This is a genomic window from Alkalihalobacterium alkalinitrilicum, from assembly GCF_002019605.1.
In the GTDB taxonomy this organism is placed as follows: Bacteria; Bacillota; Bacilli; order Bacillales; family Bacillaceae_F; genus Alkalihalobacterium; species Alkalihalobacterium alkalinitrilicum.
This window is the reverse complement of sequence record NZ_KV917368.1, coordinates 4,349,627-4,369,319: the sequence shown is the minus strand read 5'-3', so window position 1 is coordinate 4,369,319 and position 19,693 is coordinate 4,349,627. Positions and strand designations below refer to the sequence as shown.

At 38.4% G+C, this 19,693-nt stretch carries 23 protein-coding genes, 1 pseudogene and 1 riboswitch; of the genes and pseudogenes, 9 read left to right on the top strand and 15 right to left on the bottom strand.

The annotated features are described in order from the left end of the window. Positions 1–71 precede the first annotated feature (71 nt). Together BK574_RS29315 and BK574_RS21155 are read left to right on the top strand one after the other, a co-directional pair. Positions 72–185: pseudogene (locus BK574_RS29315) on the top strand (TetR/AcrR family transcriptional regulator); the annotation flags it as partial. Positions 186–641: 456 nt separating this feature from the next. Next, a complete protein-coding gene (locus BK574_RS21155) occupies positions 642–1,709 on the top strand; it encodes an NAD(P)/FAD-dependent oxidoreductase (protein ID WP_420797002.1) in 1,068 nt (355 codons plus the stop codon). Positions 1,710–1,855: 146 nt separating this feature from the next. Here BK574_RS21155 and BK574_RS21150 read toward each other — a convergent pair whose 3' ends face one another. Next, complete coding sequence (locus BK574_RS21150; RefSeq protein WP_078429993.1) at positions 1,856–2,164, bottom strand: YuzD family protein; 309 nt, start codon at positions 2,162–2,164, stop codon at positions 1,856–1,858. 173 nt (positions 2,165–2,337) lie between these two features. Here BK574_RS21150 and BK574_RS21145 point away from each other — a divergent pair, with 173 nt between their 5' ends. Beyond that, entirely contained in the window at positions 2,338–2,577 is a 240-nt protein-coding gene (locus BK574_RS21145) for a NifU family protein (RefSeq protein ID WP_075388024.1), read from the top strand. Positions 2,578–2,730: 153 nt separating this feature from the next. Here the strand turns inward: BK574_RS21145 and thrB are convergent, their stop codons facing one another. From thrB to yutH, 6 genes are all read right to left on the bottom strand, one after another. Continuing rightward, entirely contained in the window at positions 2,731–3,648 is a 918-nt protein-coding gene (gene thrB, locus BK574_RS21140; RefSeq protein ID WP_078429992.1) for a homoserine kinase, read from the bottom strand. Further along, positions 3,645–4,709 (bottom strand): threonine synthase, encoded by a 1,065-nt coding sequence (thrC, locus tag BK574_RS21135; RefSeq protein WP_078429991.1) that lies wholly within the window; start codon positions 4,707–4,709, stop codon positions 3,645–3,647. The genes thrB and thrC overlap by 4 nt, the downstream gene beginning before the upstream one ends. Before the next feature lie 3 nt (positions 4,710–4,712). Continuing rightward, a complete protein-coding gene (locus tag BK574_RS21130) occupies positions 4,713–6,005 on the bottom strand; it encodes a homoserine dehydrogenase (protein WP_075388021.1) in 1,293 nt (430 codons plus the stop codon). 342 nt (positions 6,006–6,347) lie between these two features. Continuing rightward, on the bottom strand, positions 6,348–6,569 hold the full coding sequence (locus tag BK574_RS29310) for a DUF1450 domain-containing protein (protein ID WP_078429989.1): 222 nt from the start codon (positions 6,567–6,569) through the stop codon (positions 6,348–6,350). Between the two features lies 1 nt (position 6,570). Next, positions 6,571–7,551, bottom strand: a complete 981-nt coding sequence (locus tag BK574_RS21120; RefSeq protein WP_142248010.1) for a 2-hydroxyacid dehydrogenase — start codon at positions 7,549–7,551, stop codon at positions 6,571–6,573. A 34-nt stretch (positions 7,552–7,585) separates the two neighbouring features. Beyond that, positions 7,586–8,623 (bottom strand): spore coat putative kinase YutH, encoded by a 1,038-nt coding sequence (yutH, locus tag BK574_RS21115; protein WP_078429987.1) that lies wholly within the window; start codon positions 8,621–8,623, stop codon positions 7,586–7,588. Positions 8,624–8,844: 221 nt separating this feature from the next. On the opposite strand from yutH, the gene BK574_RS21110 reads away from it, so the two are divergent. Then, entirely contained in the window at positions 8,845–9,336 is a 492-nt protein-coding gene (locus tag BK574_RS21110; protein ID WP_078429986.1) for a phosphatidylglycerophosphatase A family protein, read from the top strand. 230 nt (positions 9,337–9,566) lie between these two features. On the opposite strand, the gene BK574_RS21105 is transcribed toward BK574_RS21110, so the two are convergent. The 5 genes from BK574_RS21105 to BK574_RS21085 all read right to left on the bottom strand — a co-directional run bounded on the left by BK574_RS21105 (position 9,567) and on the right by BK574_RS21085 (position 13,909). Beyond that, entirely contained in the window at positions 9,567–10,340 is a 774-nt protein-coding gene (locus BK574_RS21105; protein WP_078429985.1) for a TIGR01457 family HAD-type hydrolase, read from the bottom strand. A 99-nt stretch (positions 10,341–10,439) separates the two neighbouring features. Then, on the bottom strand, positions 10,440–11,084 hold the full coding sequence (locus BK574_RS21100; protein WP_075388016.1) for a helix-turn-helix transcriptional regulator: 645 nt from the start codon (positions 11,082–11,084) through the stop codon (positions 10,440–10,442). Positions 11,085–11,308: 224 nt separating this feature from the next. Continuing rightward, positions 11,309–12,166, bottom strand: a complete 858-nt coding sequence (locus BK574_RS21095) for a MetQ/NlpA family ABC transporter substrate-binding protein (RefSeq protein WP_078429984.1) — start codon at positions 12,164–12,166, stop codon at positions 11,309–11,311. A 77-nt stretch (positions 12,167–12,243) separates the two neighbouring features. Beyond that, positions 12,244–12,906 (bottom strand): methionine ABC transporter permease, encoded by a 663-nt coding sequence (locus BK574_RS21090; RefSeq protein ID WP_078429983.1) that lies wholly within the window; start codon positions 12,904–12,906, stop codon positions 12,244–12,246. Further along, positions 12,866–13,909: a methionine ABC transporter ATP-binding protein gene (locus BK574_RS21085; protein WP_078429982.1), complete on the bottom strand. Its 1,044-nt coding sequence runs from the start codon at positions 13,907–13,909 to the stop codon at positions 12,866–12,868. Before BK574_RS21085 ends, BK574_RS21090 begins: the two co-directional genes overlap by 41 nt. 234 nt (positions 13,910–14,143) lie before the next feature. Next, a riboswitch (SAM riboswitch) is annotated at positions 14,144–14,248 on the bottom strand. Positions 14,249–14,381: 133 nt separating this feature from the next. Here BK574_RS21085 and BK574_RS27675 point away from each other — a divergent pair. Then, positions 14,382–14,543 (top strand): hypothetical protein, encoded by a 162-nt coding sequence (locus BK574_RS27675; protein WP_158211712.1) that lies wholly within the window; start codon positions 14,382–14,384, stop codon positions 14,541–14,543. An 8-nt stretch (positions 14,544–14,551) separates the two neighbouring features. Here BK574_RS27675 and BK574_RS21080 read toward each other — a convergent pair whose 3' ends face one another. Further along, a complete protein-coding gene (locus tag BK574_RS21080) occupies positions 14,552–14,998 on the bottom strand; it encodes a DUF86 domain-containing protein (RefSeq protein WP_078429981.1) in 447 nt (148 codons plus the stop codon). A 242-nt stretch (positions 14,999–15,240) separates the two neighbouring features. On the opposite strand from BK574_RS21080, the gene glpX reads away from it, so the two are divergent. From glpX to BK574_RS21065, 3 genes are all read left to right on the top strand, one after another. Next, on the top strand, positions 15,241–16,215 hold the full coding sequence (glpX, locus tag BK574_RS21075; protein ID WP_078429980.1) for a class II fructose-bisphosphatase: 975 nt from the start codon (positions 15,241–15,243) through the stop codon (positions 16,213–16,215). 10 nt (positions 16,216–16,225) lie between these two features. After that, a complete protein-coding gene (locus BK574_RS21070; protein WP_075388010.1) occupies positions 16,226–16,492 on the top strand; it encodes a DUF3055 domain-containing protein in 267 nt (88 codons plus the stop codon). A 166-nt stretch (positions 16,493–16,658) separates the two neighbouring features. Continuing rightward, positions 16,659–16,967, top strand: coding sequence for a cytosolic protein (locus tag BK574_RS21065; protein WP_078429979.1), 309 nt, complete (start codon positions 16,659–16,661; stop codon positions 16,965–16,967). Positions 16,968–17,093: 126 nt separating this feature from the next. On the opposite strand, the gene BK574_RS21060 is transcribed toward BK574_RS21065, so the two are convergent. Continuing rightward, positions 17,094–17,384, bottom strand: coding sequence for a YutD family protein (locus tag BK574_RS21060; RefSeq protein ID WP_078429978.1), 291 nt, complete (start codon positions 17,382–17,384; stop codon positions 17,094–17,096). A gap of 468 nt (positions 17,385–17,852) precedes the next feature. Between BK574_RS21060 and BK574_RS21055 the strand changes: the two genes are divergently transcribed. After that, positions 17,853–18,530 carry a YhcN/YlaJ family sporulation lipoprotein gene (locus BK574_RS21055; protein ID WP_075388007.1) on the top strand — a complete coding sequence of 226 codons (678 nt, stop codon included), beginning with the start codon at positions 17,853–17,855 and terminating at the stop codon, positions 18,528–18,530. 139 nt (positions 18,531–18,669) lie between these two features. Here the strand turns inward: BK574_RS21055 and lipA are convergent, their stop codons facing one another. Further along, entirely contained in the window at positions 18,670–19,611 is a 942-nt protein-coding gene (gene lipA, locus BK574_RS21050; protein ID WP_274379468.1) for a lipoyl synthase, read from the bottom strand. Positions 19,612–19,693: the final 82 nt, after the last annotated feature.

The following is a 19,693-nucleotide window of genomic DNA, read 5'->3' as shown; positions in this document are numbered from 1 at the left end:
AATTTGTTGTTATTTAGACATGAAATTGTTATAATTCAAACTGACCACGGTCACTTTTAAGGAGTACTGCAATGGAAAAAAATAAAAAAGAACGAACCAAAGAACGGATTGTACGCGCTGCAATTGGTCTTTTTCGTAAGAACGGCTTTGATGCGACAACCGTAAAAGAAATTACCGAAGCTGCGGAAGTGGCTAAAGGAACATTTTTTAATTACTTCCCTACAAAAGAGTCGATCTTACAATCTTTAATTGAAGAACGCTTGGTAGCTGTTGATCAGTTGATCAATAAGCCTTCCTTTTATCAACGGTCACTTTTATATAAGATTGAAAAAGTCATTGCGGAGTTATTAGCTGATTATAACGATAATCCTGAATTATCGTTAAAAATGTGGGTTCATTCCCTACAATCTGAGCAAACTATACTTACATATTGGGAAAACTTATTAACAAATGCAATCATATTAAACGAAATTGCTTCCACGACATCTGTAAAACACTGGAGTCATCTATTAAATAGTCAATTTTTATACGGCCTTGTCATGTTTGCCGACAGACAACCGAAGACTAAATTAGTTAAGCAAATGATGGAGTTAATTACCATTTGTTTAGAGGCAATATTAGAAAAAAGGGGAAATCATCACATGCATAAACTCGTAGTCTTAGGAGGCGGGTATGGTGGTATGCGAATTTCGCAACGCTTACTCACTAATGACCTACCTAACAATATTGAAGTTACGCTAATAGATAGAATGCCTTATCATTGCTTAAAAACAGAATACTATGCACTCGCTGCTGGCACTGAGTCCGATCACCATATACGTGTTCACTTCCCAGAAGACCCTCGTTTAACAGTTAAATATGCCAATGTTGAAAATCTTGATTTAGAAAATAAATTAATATATTTAAAAGATGAAGATGCTTTTTCATATGACACGCTTATTATCGGCTTAGGTTGCGAGGATAAGTATCATAATGTACCAGGTGCACCCGAGCATACGTTAAGCATCCAAAGTATGGAAGCAACAAGAAAAACATATGAAACGATTAGCAACCTTCATCCAAATGCAGTCGTGTCCATTGTTGGAGCAGGATTAAGTGGTGTTGAAGTTGCAAGTGAACTACGAGAAAGCCGCCCAGATTTAACCATTAAACTGTTTGACCGTGGTGAAATTGTTCTATCAATGTTTCCTCAACGCTTAAGCGCTTATGTGCAAAATTGGTTTGAGGATCATGGTGTTGAAGTTTATAATAAGTCAAACATTACTGGCGTTGAAGAAAATACATTGTATAATCATAACGAACCGATTCACTGTGATGCGATCATTTGGACAGCTGGAATTCAGCCTGTTGAAGTAGTAAGAAATTTAGACGTGGAAAAAGATGACCAAGGTCGTGTGAAATTAACATCTCATCATCATTTGCCAAATGATGAAAACGTCTTTGTTGTTGGTGACTGTGCAAGCTTACCACACGCACCAAGCGCACAACTCGCTGAAGGTCAAGGGGAACAAATCGTTATGGTGTTGAAAAAACGCTGGAACAATGAAACAATTCCAGATACGCTACCAAAAATTAAACTTAAAGGTGTTCTAGGATCACTTGGTAAGAAACACGGTTTCGGACTAATGGGAGAGCGAACTTTACTCGGTCGTGTACCACGTGTCCTCAAAAGTGGAGTCCTCTGGATGTATAAATATCATTCAGGTTGATGCTTAGAAAACGTCAAAAGGAATTGCATATACGCTGCAATTCCTTTTCTCTCTTTAAATTGTTCATTTAGACGTTTTCACTTGATTACGACCTAAATTATTAATATTCATCTAACCTACCCTCTACACTTTTCAAAAAAGTAATCCTAACGTAGCATTTTTTCAATTTTCTCACAGATCGCTTTTAGCTTTGGATTACCTTCTGCAACAACTTCATCGTCTATGACGATTAACGGGTAGAAGTATTCTTCATTATTGATCGCATCAACATACTTCTCGTCAGCCTCTTCTACTTCTTGTTCTATATCTATGTATCGAAATTGTAACGGAGCGTTAGGATATTTGCGGGAAAGTGCAGCCTCTAACCATTCCTTCGTTTCTAATGAAGTTGGTAAGTTGACACAACTTGCACATTTCACTTCTGCTCCGTAAATACTAATCGTGACCGTACTCAAGTCTATCGCCCCTCAACATTTTATTAAGTTGATCATACACTGTATAATAATAAATGCCAATCGATATACCGTATTTCTGAATATTTTAATTGGAAATCGTAATTCTCAGTGCACAATCATAGATTTTTTAGTGAATGGATATTATAATTGAGGAAAGAAAGGAGTTGTTATAAATGGCTAGTGAAGAAATGCGTTCACAAGTTGAAGAAGTATTAGATAAGCTTCGTCCATTCCTTCTCCGTGATGGTGGAGATGTTGAGTTTGTAGATATCGACGACGAAGGTGTTGTAAAAGTTCGTCTATTAGGAGCTTGCGGATCTTGTCCAAGTTCAACGATTACGTTAAAAGCTGGTATTGAGCGTGCTCTGCTTGAAGAAGTTCCTGGCGTAAAGGAAATCGAGCAAGTATTCTAATCATTTCAAAAAGCTCCCCGCTCCAGGTAACACACTGGTGAACGGGATAAAGTGATGAACAGTAAAAAATCGCATTGGGATCTCAACTTCCAATGCGATTTTTTTATTAGATTGGATTTTGCTTCACGTAAAGCTTCAAGCGTATTTAATCATTTATTTCTCAGTAATTGAATGAAAAAGTTCGACTTTTATCCCTTCAGTGGCTGGTTCAACGAGCTCAACGGAAAAACTAGGATACTCCTCTGACAATTTCAAGCGCAATTGATCGCCTGAATTTTTTTCTGTAAAGCAAATGATCGCTGGCCCTGCACCACTTAATGCCGCACCATATCCACCAAGCTCACGTATGGACTTCATTACATCTTCTAATCCGTCAACAAGTGGTAAACGATACGGGTGGTGGAAAAGATCACGAGTCATCATTTCCCCTGCTAACTGCCAATTTCCCTGTATAATCGCAGCCACTAATACATTCGCAAGTCCACTGCCTCTAATGGCCTCTTTAAAAGGAAGTTGTTCGGGTAAAATACTTCTTGCTTTTTTCGTTAATAATTCTTTATCGGGTACGAGCATCACGAGATCAATTTCAGGCACGCCACAATAAACAACATCTGTACGTTCCTCGCTATGACTACCGACTATTAGGCCTCCATAAATCGATGGGGCGACATTATCAGGATGCCCTTCCCACAGGCTAGCAAATCTAACTTTTTGATCCACTGTCAATTCAGCTTTTAACAATTGATTCGCTAATTCAATTCCTGCGACTATTGCAGCTGCACTACTTCCTAAACCTCTAGCAAGCGGGATATCACTAATCATTTCCACATTACACGGTGAAAGGTCACCACCAAGCTCGTGCGCGATATGTTCTGCTACTTCATATATGAGGTTTTCTTTGCCTTCTGGTACCCCTTTTAGCTCGGCTGAATTCGAATGAAAATACCACTTTTCGCTCGGCTGTACTTTTAACGTTAAATAGCGATTAACGGCAATGCCAATCGAATCGAAACCTGGACCTAAATTCGCAGAGCTCGCAGGTACCGTGATAAGCATTTTTTCTAAACTCATTGATGTACACCGCCCTTAATATGTTGCATAAAGGCTTCCTCACTATTTGGTAACACAATTGGTTTCACTTCAACTGTATCCATTGCTGTCGTTGGATCCTTTAAGCCGTTCCCTGTAAGAACACAAACAACTTTTGCACCTTTTTTGATCTCACCTGTATTGATTTGTTTTATTAGCCCTGCAATTGATGCACATGAAGCAGGCTCTGCAAATACACCTTCACGGCTAGCTAATAATTGATATGCTGCTAAAATTTCTTCATCCGTTACCGAGTCGATATGACCATTGGACTCGTCACGTGCAGCTACTGCTTGCTTCCAACTTGCTGGATTTCCAATTCGAATGGCTGTCGCAATTGTCTCTGGACTTTCAATAACTTCGTTACGAACAATCGCTGCTGATCCCCATGCTTGGAACCCACGCATTTGTGGTAATCCTGTTTGCTTAGCTTCGTTATATTCTTTAAAACCTTTCCAATACGCTGTAATGTTACCTGCATTTCCAACTGGAATGGCTAACACATCTGGAGCCTGCCCGAGCGCATCGCAAATTTCAAATGCGGCTGTTTTTTGCCCTTCGATGCGGTAAGGGTTCACTGAGTTAACGAGTGTGATCGGTTCTTGTTCACTAATTTTACGAACGATATCTAAAGCATTATCAAAGTTTCCTTTAATTTCTAGAACTTCTGCACCGTACATAACGGCTTGCGCCAGTTTCCCGAGAGCGATCTTCCCTTCTGGTATAACGACGATGCAACGGAGACCTGCACGAGCTCCGTACGCTGCTGCCGCGGCAGAAGTATTACCAGTTGAAGCACAAATGATCGTCTTACTACCTTCTTCCTTAGCTTTTGCAACCGCCATCACCATTCCGCGGTCTTTGAACGATCCTGTTGGATTCGCTCCTTCTACTTTTACATAAACGTCAACTCCCCATTCTTTTGACAAGTTTTCTAATGGAATGAGTGGCGTATTTCCTTCTCTTAACGAAAGCATTGGTGTATTCTCATTAACAGGCAAAAATTGTTTGTATTCTTCTAATAAACCTTTCCACTGACTCATGACTTATTCTCCTCCCTCGACACGGTAACTACTTTGAACAGAATGAACAACATCTAGCTGATCTAATGCTTGATAAATTTCTTCATATGTTCTTTTACTTGTCGTATGCGTAATAATAATAATTTCGGATAAATTCGATCCTTTAATCGGTAACTGTAATAACTTCTCAAAGCTTACACCGTGTTCTGCAAACAAGGAAGTAATCGCCGAGAATGTACCTGCCTTATCAACAACATGTAAACGCAAGAAATATTTAGACTGAATTTCCTCATCCGATTTTAACTCTTTATGATAAAGAGGTGTGGTAATATGACGTCCAGTTACTCCAAGACGCATATTTTTCATGACCGTAACAAGATCGGACACAATTGCTGTTGCTGTCGGTAAAGAACCCGCCCCTGGGCCATAGAACATCGTTTCTCCAACCGCTTCACCATAGACGTATACCGCATTATACTCATCGTTTACAGACGCTAGTGGGTGCTCGCTCGGTAATAAGGTTGGTTGAACACTCACTTCTACTCGACCTTCATTTCGTTGCGCTAAACCGATTAGTTTCATCGTATACCCAAGGTGATCACAATAATGAAGATCATCTTGGGTTACTGTCGTAATTCCGCGGACGACAACATCTTCTAACCCAACATTCATAGAAAAACCTAATGTCGCTAAAATAGACATTTTTCTAGCTGCATCAAGCCCTTCAACATCTGAAGTTGGATCACTCTCGGCAAAACCCAATTCTTGAGCTTCTTTTAATACGTCTTCATAAGAACTTCCTTGCTTACTCATTTTCGTTAAAATAAAGTTTGTCGTTCCATTGACGATCCCCATCATTTTTGTAATTCGATCAGAGGCTAACCCTTCTGATAAACTACGAATGATTGGAATTCCCCCTGCGACACTTGCTTCATAGTACAAGTCACAGCCATTATCTTGCGCAATTTGAAGTAACTCAGCACCATATAATGCCATTAAATCTTTATTGGCTGTCACGACGTGTTTTTTATTTTGCAACGCCCGGACGATATAAGATTTAGCTTCTTTTACTCCCCCCATGACTTCAATGACAATATCGACATTCGGGTTATCAATAATATCCTCTGGATTCTCTGTAAGTTTGTTTTCATCTATTTGTACATTACGTTTCTTTTCAAGAGATCGAACAAGCACTTTTCCGACTGTCACTGGACATCCAACTTTGTGCATTAACTCTTCTTGGTGTCCTTCAATAATTTTAATAACACCCGTCCCAACCGTTCCTAATCCAAGCAAGCCGATCGAAATTCCGTTCACATTCTCCACTCCTCACATGAGTTGTTACATTCTTTTTGTCTATTTATATGTGTATCCTGAATAAACAAATGTATATCTATAAAGGACATTATAATTCTACCACACTTAATTTACAAGGGGTTATTTGAATTGTTTTTCAATTATAATAATTCTAACACATTGTGCTTGATTCCATTATAGAAAATTCGTGAACAATATGATTTTTACGTAACCTTACTCGTTTCTCCTCGATTTTCATGGTTATTATATCCGTTTTCTTCGTAGTGAGATTTCACTCAACCTCTGTGGCGATCGCTTTTTTTACAAAAAAAAGGATGACTCTTTAGAATCATCCTTTTTACCTCATTTTACCTTTTGAATTATTTTTTCGTATAAAAGCTCTGGAGTCTCTGCTTCTATACGCTCACCATTTAGAATACAGTGGGAATGCGTTGCACAGTGATGGCAGTTTCCAATGCAACTAAACGTTTGAACGGAAATGTCCTTTCTTTTTTCAAGCTGTGAAAACAATTCCTCGCTCGCGTTTAACCGATTGATAAAACAACATTCAATGGCATGGCGCATTCTAAACTCCTAATTCTTTAAAATTAACAGCCGCCAGTGGTGGTTTACCTTCTAAGACTTTTTTGATGTTTTCAACCGTCATCTTCACCATCGCATCTCGCGTCTCTACAGTTGCACTTCCGATATGCGGAATTGCGACCACATTAGGAAGCTGAACGAGTGGATGGTTAGCTCTAACTGGCTCTTCAGCAAACACATCGAGGCCTGCTGCTTGAATGACACCCTTTTCGAGCGCTTCTTGTAAAGCTGCTTCATTCACTAAACCACCTCTTGAAGCATTGATGAATATAGCCGAGTTCTTCATTTGTTGAAAAGCTTGTTGATCAAATAATTCTTTCGTTACAGGGGTAAACGGGGCTAAGCAAACAACATAATCAGACTGCTGTAGCAATTCTTCAAACGAACAATACTTTGCACCCAGTTGCTGTTCCGTTTCCATTTTTCTTGAGCGGTTGTGATACAAAATTTCCATATCAAACCCTTTAGCTCTTTTTGCAACTGCTTCGCCAATGCGTCCCATTCCAACAATTCCAATCGTTTTATGGTGTACATCTGTGCCAGCTAGCAAATAAGGGCTCCACTGTTGCCATTGGTCATTTTTAATATAATCCGTTGCTTCAGGAATTTTTCTTGCTGTTGCTAATAATAATGCAAACGTTAAATCTGCCGTTGTATCGGTTAATACATCTGGTGTATGGCAAACGACAATGCCTTTATTCGTCGCATGTTCCACATCGATATTGTCATAGCCTACTGCCATATTGGCAATCACTTTTAACTTAGGACACTTAGCTAATTGTTGTGAACGAAGTGGATCAGAAACTAGCGAAAATAATGCGTCCGCTCGTTCTAATTCTTTTTGTAAGACTTCAGATGGGACAGGAATATCCTCATGTTCCCACATACCCACTTCGGCTATTTCGTAAAGGTCTGATAGTAAGTGTTCTGGCATTTTTCTCGTAACAAAAACATATGGCTTCATATAGTAATTCCTACCTTTTTTTAATATGATCATCTCATATCTCTTGAAGCCAATCAACCTTTGGAACACCAATAATCATTTCGCTATTTCCGACTAATTCATGAAAATGTGATAGAAATGTCTGATTTCTCTGTTCTTGATCTAATAAATCTAGAAATTGTTCTCCATAAAATAACCGTTCATTTCTTAATTGCGTGCCGTAATAATTTTCTAGCGTCTCAAAGTACTTTAATGGAAACAATAGCCTAGCATATACCATTCTCCAGGCATAAGCCGTTAGCGGCTTTACACTTTCATAGTCATAAATAAAAGAAACAATCTTTTCTTCCGAATAATCTTCACTATAAAATTCATGGCGAATGAGCTCTGCAACATCGCGACTCGGGTGATCGATAATAAAGTCCGTAGGAAGTTTAACTAACGATTTCGACACTCCTGGAGAACTAACCCACGTATTTTCCATAAAACAATGATGACAAATGACAGATTGTTCATTCGCTCGATACGGTTCATCAATATCACTATCTGCTACATACTGAATCGCATTTTCAGTGAGCCCCATATAATAGGGAAAACTCATAATGAAAGCATCATCAATTTCTGTTTGTGGAAGCTGTTGTAACATTTTTTGATACCATTGCTCTAATTGTGTTAACCGTTTCTCCCAAATGAATTTCCATTGCCCAAAGTAGTTTGACGTGGAATGTCGCCCCGATTGAATATTCGCGCCTTTATAATGAAAAAAAGCAAGGGCGTGGCCAAGACTCTCTTCCTCTTCCCCTCTCCATTCTTCAGATCTATTAGGCAGTTTAAGTAAATACCCGTCAACACCGTCAATTAATGCCACCGATTGTTTTTGAACGGTCGGAAACACTTCAGCAACGACTCGTTCACCAGTTGTCTTTAAATGTTCAGTCATTAGCATCATATCTTGTATTGATTGACCTGCAGTACGGTCTATCGGAACGAACACATAATAGTCTTGATTCGCCATAAACCCTTCATAGTCCCCTAACATAAACCGCTCTTCACAGTACAGCTGATAATGGTCGTAGATATTGCGTTCAAACATGTTGATTCACTCCTCGTCAGCCAACTTCATAATATAGTCTATGACCCAAATTTAAAAAAGTGTAACAACACATTAAGCCTGTTACGAGTATGACAAGTATGTTTTTACTGGAACAACATACAATAAAGAATATACGAGTCATTTGTTAACACCAACTGAGTTTGTACAAATCCAAATAAGATGGACAACTAGTGCTGGAAATTTTAATTGAGGTGATGAGAATGAAAGAAGAGTATAACCTCGAGCAAGTCGCAAGAAAAGCGTTAGAAGAACGCGGAGTTACGCTTGATGATATTGCTGATTTGGTTTACTTTTTACAAGTGAAATACCATCCTAATCTAGATATCGAAGAATGTAAACTCAATGTTGATCGAGTGCTATCGAAACGAGAAGTACAAAATGCGATCATAACGGGAATACAGTTAGACAAATTGGCAGAACAAGGCCTAATTGAAGAACCATTATTAAGTATTATTCAAGAAGATGAGGGCTTATACGGAGTAGATGAGATCATTGCTTTATCTATTGTTAATGTATATGGATCCATTGGTTTTACAAATTACGGCTATATCGACAAGCAAAAGCCTGGCATACTTGAAAAGTTGAATGATAAAGAGTCAAAAGAGTGTCATACGTTTTTAGATGACATTGTTGGCGCGATAGCTGCAGCAGCATCAAGTCGATTAGCTCACCGGGCAGCCAATTGTGAGTAATGTTAGTGTCTAATAATAAAAAAAGAACGAAATTTATCGCATTTTTTTCTTCTGTACTAAACCATGGCCATTTTGGACAATTAAGTGAAACTTCATCCATGGGGTTTTCCTCTTCCCCCACTGATATTTTGTTATAGCCTACACGCTAGGGTTACACAGACGGTGCCACAGGACGTTGCACCGTCTATGTTCACTTTAGTTGTGATAGCAATTGATACGGGACAATAAAATTATTCCTCCAAAAACACATACTCCGTCAACGAAGAAAGCGAATATGTTGGTTGGTGTTCGACTTGTTGTAAATCTTCTTTTGACGTTACTCCCGTGTGGACGATAAGCGTATCAATGCCAGCACGAATTCCCGCCATAATGTCTGTATCGTAATTATCACCAACCATTAAGGTCTCTTCTTTTCTAGTACCTAGCTGTTGTAATGCCTGCTCAATAATGATGGACTCTGGCTTTCCTATAAAAGTTGGTGTCACCCCTGTCGAAACTGAAACAACTGAAGTTAGTGAGCCGTTTCCAGGCATTAATCCTCGTTCCGTCGGTATTGCTTTGTCTCCATTTGTTGATACAAACATAGCACCATTCCGAACAAAAAGACATGCTTTCGCGAACTTTTCATATGTAATGTGTCGATCAATTCCCATCACGACCACCTCTGCATCCTCTTCGACTATTTGCAGGCCTTTTGCTTTTAATGCTGATTCCAACCCGATTTCTCCCGTCATAAATACTTTCGCGTTCTCATTTTTATCTGCAATGTAATTGGCTGTTGCTTGACTCGTCGTAAAAACATGATCCTGCGTGCACGGTATTCCCATCTGATTTAACGTTTCTGACACTTGTGCTGGTGTCTTCGATGAGTTATTTGTCACAAATAAGTAAGGGACTCCTGAATGATGAATTTCGTTAATCCAATCCACTGCTTCTTCAATTCTTTCCTTTCCTTTATATACCGTTCCGTCTAAATCAATTAAGAAACCTTTATACCTTTTCATTTAACTCTCCTTTTAGTTATGGTATCTTACACCATATATTTACTTTATATTATAAAGAATATAAAAAAAGAAGCACAGCTTTATGCCATACTTCTTCGATTATTCCTCATTGACAGGAGGTTTAATTTTATAATAACAATGTGGTGTTTCATTAATTGCCATACACGTTTCACATTCGATTTCCTCTGTTTCTAATAAGTCTTGAAATAGAGACTGTTCACAAGCGCAAGCGACAGGAAACTCTTCTGCAATTTGAGAAATAGGGCAGTTGTATTCTTTAAAATGAATGATACCGTCATCTGTTTTCTCCCACTCCACCATATAACCGTTCTTTGTTTGCAAATTTGCTAATTCTTGAATTCGTTCATCAAAGCTTTTTCCTTTAAACCGCACTTCTAACTCTTCTTTCATACGTTGCCGTCGTAATTCAAACAAATCATCAATCATTTGCTTACCATTTAACTTTTCAATATCTTTCAAAAATCCTAATGTAAGTGCTGCATAATTACGTGGAAAAACTTCTTCGCCTTCTTTTGATAATGAATAGAGTGTCGATGGCCTCCCCATAGCTTGCCTCACTATTTTCGTTTCAACCATTTGATCTCTTTCTAACGTACTTAAATGCCTTCTGACGGCCATTTCTGTAATACCAAGAGAACTGGCTAAATGAGCAACCGTCAAGCTTTTATGTTTTTTTAACAATTGTAAAATTTGCTCGCGAGTTGAGGAGGTTTTTTTATCCATCCTATCCACCACCTTCCTTAATATTGTAATCGATTTCAGGAAGTAAGTAAATTTATTAAACTAAAATGTTTAGAAAATAACAGCAAATGGCCTTCCCTACAAGATTATTAACATTAGGTTTTTCGTATGTACCATTTTTGAAATATTTTAGCCTACCACATCAGGAAGTCTTAAAATAAAAAGACCTAGGCCACCAATCGGTAACCTAGGCTTCATTAATGAAATTATTTATTTTCCATCCACTCTGGTTTTCCGAATCCTTGGAACTCAGCGTCAATGACTTGTTCAAATTCAACTGACTCCACAGCTGCTTGAATATCTTTGACAAACTGTTCATCTAAGTCACTCGTGTTCACAACGACACGGTTTTGATAATCTTCAAACAAAGTTTCCAATTTAAGGGCATCGAGAAGTTCCATATTCGCTGCAAGCGCAAAGTTACCAGGGACAGCAGCTAAAGCGACACTATCAAGTGTTCTTGGTAATTGCGCAGCTTCAATTGGTCTGAATTGAAGATTTTTGTAATTATCCTTTACATCTTTTTCGGACATGGTTAATGGGTCGACATCTTCACTAATTGTAATTAACCCTTCTCTCTCCAAAATCAATAATGCTCTTGCTAAATTCGTAGGGTCATTAGGAATTGCAATTTCTGCGCCTTCTTCAATGTTTTCAAGAGTGTCAAACTGCTTAGAGTAAATCCCCATTGGTGCAGTAGGGATAGCGATAACATCTGATAACTCTAAATTATTCCCTTCAGCAAACGAATTCATGTAAATGATATGTTGGAATACGTTCGCATCAATCGAACCATTTCCAAGGGCCAAGTTAGGTTGTACATAATCACTAAATTCTCTTACTTCAATCGTGTAACCTTGTTCTTCTAAAATCGGTTTGATCGCTTTTGTCACCATATCACTGTAAGGACCAGCTGTTGCTCCAATCGTTAGCTTTCCTTTATCCTCAGCTTGCTCTGTTCCTCCATTAGTAGATTCAGCGCTTGCATCTTCAGAATTACTTGAACATGCAGCTAAAAGACCTACTGCTACAATGGCAAAAATGAATAATTTTAATTTGTTCATTTGGTTCTTCCTCTCTAGTTGTTTATTATTTTATTTAAACTTTAGCTACTGCTAATCGTTAAATACTTATTTAATGTTTATCGTTTATCTACTCGTTTCGCGATGAAATCACCCGTATATTGGATAAATTGTACAAGACAAATCAGAATAATAATGGTCGTAAACATTACATTATTGTCATAACGATAATACCCAAAGCGGACAGCTAAATCACCAATTCCACCACCGCCAATAATCCCTGCCATGGCTGAGTAACCAATTAGGCTGATCGTTGTGATCGTTAATCCTTGAATGATTCCCGATTTCGACTCAGGTAATAGCACATCTTTTATAATCATCCAAGGGGTTGCTCCACAAGCAATCGCGGCTTCGATGACCCCTTTATCAATTTTCCTGACCGCCGCCTCTACTATTCTCGCAAAAAACGGTATAGCGGCTACAGATAAGGAAACCGATGCTGCTGTTGGTCCAATCGTCGTTCCTGTGATCAACTGCGTTAAAGGTAACAAAGCGACAAGTAAGATGATAAATGGAACCGACCTAATTAAGTTAACAACTACTCCAAGGATCGATTTCAAAATTTTGTTTTCTAAAAATAAATCACGATCCGTAACGAATAATAAAATGCCGAGCGGAAGACCAACAATAACGGCAATCGATAATGAAATCGAAACCATATAAAGTGTTTCTAGAAATGCTTTATTTAACTCCGGCAACAACGCGATCACTGCTTCTACCATATTGAATCACCTCCACTCCTTGTGTACGTTCAACTAAATAATTAATGGCATTCTCGACTTCGCTTTCGTTTCCATTTAGCTCCATAATAAAAATGCCAAGTGGAGTTTCTTTTATATATTCGATCTTACCATGCAAGATATTGCCCTTAACTGCAAATCTTTGCAGCACATCTGATACAATCGACTCTCCAGCGATCGCTCCATGAAATTGGATCTTAATGATCGTTCCATTACAGCTATTAGTTAAAGCTTCTGGAAGGTTAAATTGTAAAACACTTTGAATAAAATCTTTTGTCAGTTCTTCTTTAGGATGAGCAAACGTATTGTAAACGGAACCTTCTTCAATGACTTGTCCATTTTGCATAACGGCCATTCGATCACAAATTTCTTTTACAACTTCCATTTCATGTGTAATTAATACGATCGTCAAATCTAGTTCTTGATTAATCTTTTTTAAGAGATTAAGAATGGACTTGGTTGTTTTCGGATCAAGCGCTGATGTAGCTTCATCACATAAAAGAACTTTAGGTTCATTCGCTAGAGCACGCGCAATTCCAACCCTTTGCTTTTGCCCTCCACTTAATTGAGAAGGGTATTGGTCCTTCTTATCAGCAAGACCAACCATCTCTAACAGCCCATTGACTCGTGTTTCGGTTTCGCTTTTTGACTTATTAGCCGCCTTGAGCGCAAATGCGACATTTTCAAACACGGTTTTTGAGCTAACAAGGTGAAAATGCTGAAAGATCATCCCAATCTTTTGTCTTGCTTCTCTTAACTCTTTTTTATTAAGTTCAACAAGGTTTACATCATCGACTTTTATTTCACCTGAAGTCGGTCTTTCCATTAAGTTCAAACAACGTAACAATGAGCTTTTCCCAGCCCCACTATACCCCACAATTCCAAAGATCTCACCTTTTTCAATTGTTAGGGAGACCTGGTCAACGCCAATGACCGTTCCTTTTTTTGTTTTATATTCTTTAACTAAATTGTTTATTTCGATCATAGAAGCACCTTCTTTCCTAATTCCATATTTACACATCTGATAACTTGGTTTTTTTACGATGTATGCCTGGAGTGGCTCTCATTTTGATATGAAAGTCTTTCGTTAATGTTCCTAATATCCACTAACAATTCATCCCGACACCCATCAGTGTTTTAACGCTTTAATAAACTACCAAAAAATGAATAAAAAAAAGCTTCTCTCCTACATAGAAAGAAACAGCACGAACATATCGTAGCCTTATCTTCCAGAATGAAAGTATTCTGTAGGAGTTAGCACCATGCCAAAATGGCGGTTGCCGGACGTCATTGGGCCTATTCCCTCAGTCTCTCTTGATAAGATTTAATTTTTAGAAATTTAAGAATGAATTCATCATAAATAAAAAACATAATAATGTCAATGTTATTTTTTTGATATAATAAATTATACGAATAGTCAGAAAATATACACATGTGTAAAACCAACACATTTCAGGGTGAAAAATGGTGAAGAAAATGAAGAGGAGGAAAAAGACAACGGAAGTTCTTCAAACGTTATGTGGGCAACGCAAAAAAGAGCAGCACGCCGTGTACCGCTCTATCCCACACCACAAACTTTTGAACATCGACCTGCTTGTACAAATGACTTCATGGATTAGAACTAAGATTATTCTTCTTTTGGTAAAAAAGCTGATACTGGTCCTAGTTCTGACTCAAGATAATGACGAACCGCTTCTGGAAATGCTTCAATAGCAGATAAGTTTTCTATTAAAACGTTAACTAAAATAGGATGATCTACGGTTACGTATGCTTGTACTAGTTGTTTTCGCAAACGAATCACATTTCTTAGCTGTTCTGCAATTCTCGGTACAACTACTTTTTCGTCCTCTAGAATATCTATAATATCTTCGTAACTGCCTGGATCTCGCATAATAAAGCCGTCAATCATTGCATTTCCCACATCAATGATGGACTCAATCAAATTATGACCAATTCTTTCTAACGCCAATTTTTCAATAACGCTTTCCCACGTTGTTTGATTTCGATACAAATTTAATAATTCCTCAATATGACTAAGCGTAGTTTCAATTTTTTCACGATCTACAAAATACATTTTATATCACCCGACGTTCTTTTTTTTAGGCTGTTAGTATCAGTTATCACTATACATCTTTACGCAAAGCTTGAAGTAACAACTGATGCTTTTCTAATAAATAGTATAACATATTTCCGTAAAAACCTACGTATTTCAATAATTTTTCACTTTATTTGTTCATACTGTTTCCTTATTAATGATGATTTTGTTATGATTAAACATGATTGAACATATAGAGCTACGAACTGGAGGAGAATACATTGGATCGTGAACTAGCATTAGAGATCGTCCGAGTTACAGAAGCAGCTGCTCTTGCATCAGCACAATGGCTTGGCCGTGGAAAAAAGAATGAAGCAGATGATGCGGCCACAACAGCAATGCGTGCGATGTTTGATTCAGTCAATTGCAATGGGGAAGTTGTTATTGGTGAAGGTGAATTAGATGAAGCGCCAATGCTTTATATAGGTGAAAAAGTGGGAAGTGGTAACGGACCTGAAGTCGATATTGCCGTCGATCCTTTGGAAGGAACAAACATTGTCGCCAAAGGTCATCCAAATGCAATGGCGGTTATTGCCGTCGCTGATAAAGGAACACTTCTTCATGCCCCAGATATGTATATGGAAAAAATAGCCGTCGGTCCAAAAGCTGCAGGGCTCGTCCGACTTGATGACCCCATTGAAAAAACGATTGATATTATTGCAAAAATGACGAATAAGCGTATACACGATGTAACCGTCATCATTCAAGAACGTGAACGTCATGTAGAATTAATCGAAAGAGTTCGTCAAAAAGGTGCACGGGTAAAATTATTCGGTGATGGTGATGTGGGAGCTTCTATCGCGACAGCATTACCTCATACAGGGATCGATTTATTTGTTGGTATTGGTGGTGCGCCAGAGGGTGTCATTTCAGCTGCTGCGATAAAAGCACTCGGCGGCGACATGCTAGCACGTCTTAAGCCACAAGACGACGAAGAATTTGACCGTTGTAAGAAGATGGGGCTAGAAGACCCACATCAGATTTTGACGCTCGATGATCTCGTTCGTGGTGATGATGCCATTTTTGCAGCAACAGGTGTATCCTCTGGCGAATTACTACAAGGTGTCCGCTTTTTAGGTGGCGACTTAGTTGAAACCGATTCCATTGTGATGCGTGCAAAAACAAAAACGGTACGATATATTAAAGCACACCATCATTTGGAATATAAACCACATTTACAAATGCATAATTCATAGAGGTGATAAAATGTCTGAACGCTTTTTTTTGTACGATGAAGAAGAAACAACAAAAGCCCGCTACGTAAGTTTTATGGGAGAAAACCAACGCTTTGATCTAGCAATAATTAAAACAACAAAGCATTATGGAAAACAGCTTGTCCTCGATATACAATCGAATCGTTTTGCGATTATTGGACAAGATGATTTAGAAGAACCAGGCTATTTAGAGCATGTATACAAGCTTAATGATGAAGACGCGGAAGAGCTACGATCTTTCTTACAAGAAATGATGTAAAAGAGTTTTCAAAAAGGTAAGGCTAAAACGGCTGGACAGAAGTTTCGTTACTTGTGACAAATAGGATGATTTACCGATAAATTGAGACTAAACTGTTTTAAGCTTTTGCTTAGAGGCTAAAAACCACCATCATCGGGCAAGTTAACCGATAGGAGGTGGTTTTTTTATGGATGAACAACACCCACAGCGGAAAGATAAAGAACAACCAACCGAAGCATCATATACAGACTTTTCAAATGTCGAGACGCTACGTAATTTTGTTTTCCCAGAAGATTTACCTGATGGCCCCTATGGGTCTCCCTCAGATTATCCATTGGGAAAAAGTACGCCTTGGCATGAGGGGCAGAGATCGTACAGCAATTTCAACTATGAGTTTAAATCTTTACACCAAAATTTACCTCGGCAATTTCCAGGAGCGCATCCGCCACATGATGATCCTGATAAAAATGAAGAGCCACCGTATACGACTAAATAAAATCAACAAAACAGTGAGGGTTAACACTTCCCTCACTGTTTACAATTGGTGTTATCGATTGTTTAAATAACAATACTTAATCTAACCTTCAGCTAGAATCATGTTCTTTATGTACTTACTTCATACTTAAGAACTCTTCCGCCCTTCCTTTACTCTTTTCAAAACAAAATAAGGACAACCGAAGTTACAGTACTCATATAAATACTCAGAAAGTGTACTGATTTTATTATCATAATTTGACTTTTTATTGTTATCTTCAAAGAAACCTCTTAATCGGAGCTGACTATAACCCCAATCTCCTACAATATAGTCATATTTATTTAAAACGTCACTATAACGTCCCATAAATTCTTCTTCATTCCAAGCCTCTCGAACATCTTCTATCACTTCAAAACTCACGCCTTGTACCCGAATCATAAAGATTTCACCTCTTTTACTTCATTCATCATCTTATTTTACCATAAAGTGAAACTTCATACAGCGTTTTGTGCTGTGTGTTAGTTGAACCAATCGGGTTGTTACTCGCACTTGACTCTAATTAGTTTGTTAAAGAGTCTTAGTGCTAGTTAAACGGGGTAAAGTGAAACTTCATACAGCGTTTTGTGCTGTGTGTTAGTTGAACCAATCGGGTTGTTACCCGCACTTGACTCTAATTAGTTTGTTAAAGAGTCTTAGTACTAGTTAAACGGGGTAAAGTGAAACTTCATACAGCGTTTTGTGGGGCGTGTTATACGATGCTCAATAATAACGGTCACACTAATTCAAATTAACCAAAATTTTCATTCAGTAAAATTCGACTCAGTCGCTCAAGCTATAAAAGAGATTTTTCAACTAAGTTATAACAAAGCACTTCTACGTACGAGTTTAAAAAGGAGGGTCGTCTTAATGAAAAAGAAAATGATTACTGCTTGTGTTCTTTCTTCGATGCTGATTACTACAGGTTGTCAAACAATGATGGGAAATGAAGCTCCTAATATGCAAGCAAAACATACACAATATAATCCAAGTGGTGGTGGTGCAGGTATTCTGCATACTGAACGAAATCGCGTACAAAACCCAGAACACGCCCAGTTCGGTTATGTTCGTCACAACAAAGCACAAGAACAGCGCGAACATCGTGAACCCGATGCTTCCTATATAGATCGTGATTTATTAGCAGATACGATAAGTCGAATGGCCGTTTATCTACCACAAGTGGAAGAGTGTGGGACACTCGTCACGGACAAGTACGTTCTTGTCGCTTATGAAACTAACGGTGATGTAAATAGAGATGATGTCGCTCTTCAAGTAAAAGTAACGGCACAGTCAATGGTTCCACGGTACTTAGACGTTTATGTAACGGACAATGCAGAAATGATGGAACAAATTGAACGCTTTGGAAGTCTTAGCAGTTTAACACCGCGAGTGGATGAACTTTTAGAACAACAAATTAATGATATGGAACCTATTTTCCCACAACTTGAACAGTTACACGAAGATGATTTTGAAGTGCAGCAAGATGAACCGTATCCACTAGACCGAGAAAAGCAACTTCCAGAAGATGAAGGACAAGAATCGATGTAACAAAAAGAACGAAAAAGAGGTCAACTCCAGTAGCAATAGGTCAGTAGATACTAATACTCCATCATCAAAGAGCCAGGCACCGCTGGATGGCGCCTGACTCTTATGGAGTAACCTCTATTCGATAAAAGGGGCCAATCGTTTACGAGTTTGCCTCTTTTTCAATCACTTTTGAAGCTTCTTGATGAACTTGTGCTTCATTGACTTGTTCGTCTGCATGATACGAGGACCTGACGAGAGGACCTGCTTCACAATGATTAAAGCCTTTCGACATGGCAATTTCACGCATTTCTTCAAACTCATTTGGATGGTAATATTTTACTACCTTAAGATGCTTTTTCGTTGGCTGTAAATATTGACCAATTGTCATGATATTTACATTGTTAGCTCGTAGGTCATCCATCGTTTCAATAATTTCTTCCTTTGTTTCGCCAAGTCCGATCATCAAACTCGATTTAGTTGGAATATCGGGATGTAATTCTTTAGCCCTTTTAAGAAATTCTAGTGATCGTTCATACGTTGCCCGAGCACGCACTCTTGGCGTCAAGCGCTTCACCGTCTCAATATTATGGTTTAATATGTTCGGTCTTGCATCCATTAACGTTTTGACGTTTTCATACACTCCCATCATGTCTGAAGGAAGAACTTCAATTGTCGTAAATGGGTTTTTTCGACGAACTGCTCGAACGGTTTCAGCAAAGACAGCAGCACCACCATCCTTTAAATCGTCGCGCGCAACAGCTGTGATAACAGCATGCTTTAAGCCCATCAATTGAACAGAATCAGCTACACGTTCAGGTTCTTGCCAATCTAATTCTGTTGGAAGCCCTGTTTTTACAGCACAGAAACGACATGCTCGGGTACATACATCACCTAAAATCATAAATGTCGCCGTTTTACGCTCTGCCCAACATTCATGAATGTTCGGACAGCGAGCTTCTTCACAAACGGTATGTAAATTATTTTCACGCATCATTTTTTTCAAGCCTGTGTATGTTTCATTTGTATTTAACTTTATTTTCAACCAATCGGGTTTACGAATATGTTCTTCTTTTTTTGCCATGGTATCGTTCACTCCAACCATTAATTTTCTTAATACTAATGTATCATGTTTTACCTGAATCTCACAAATACCTTGTTTGATTACCATTAATTAACTCAGATTA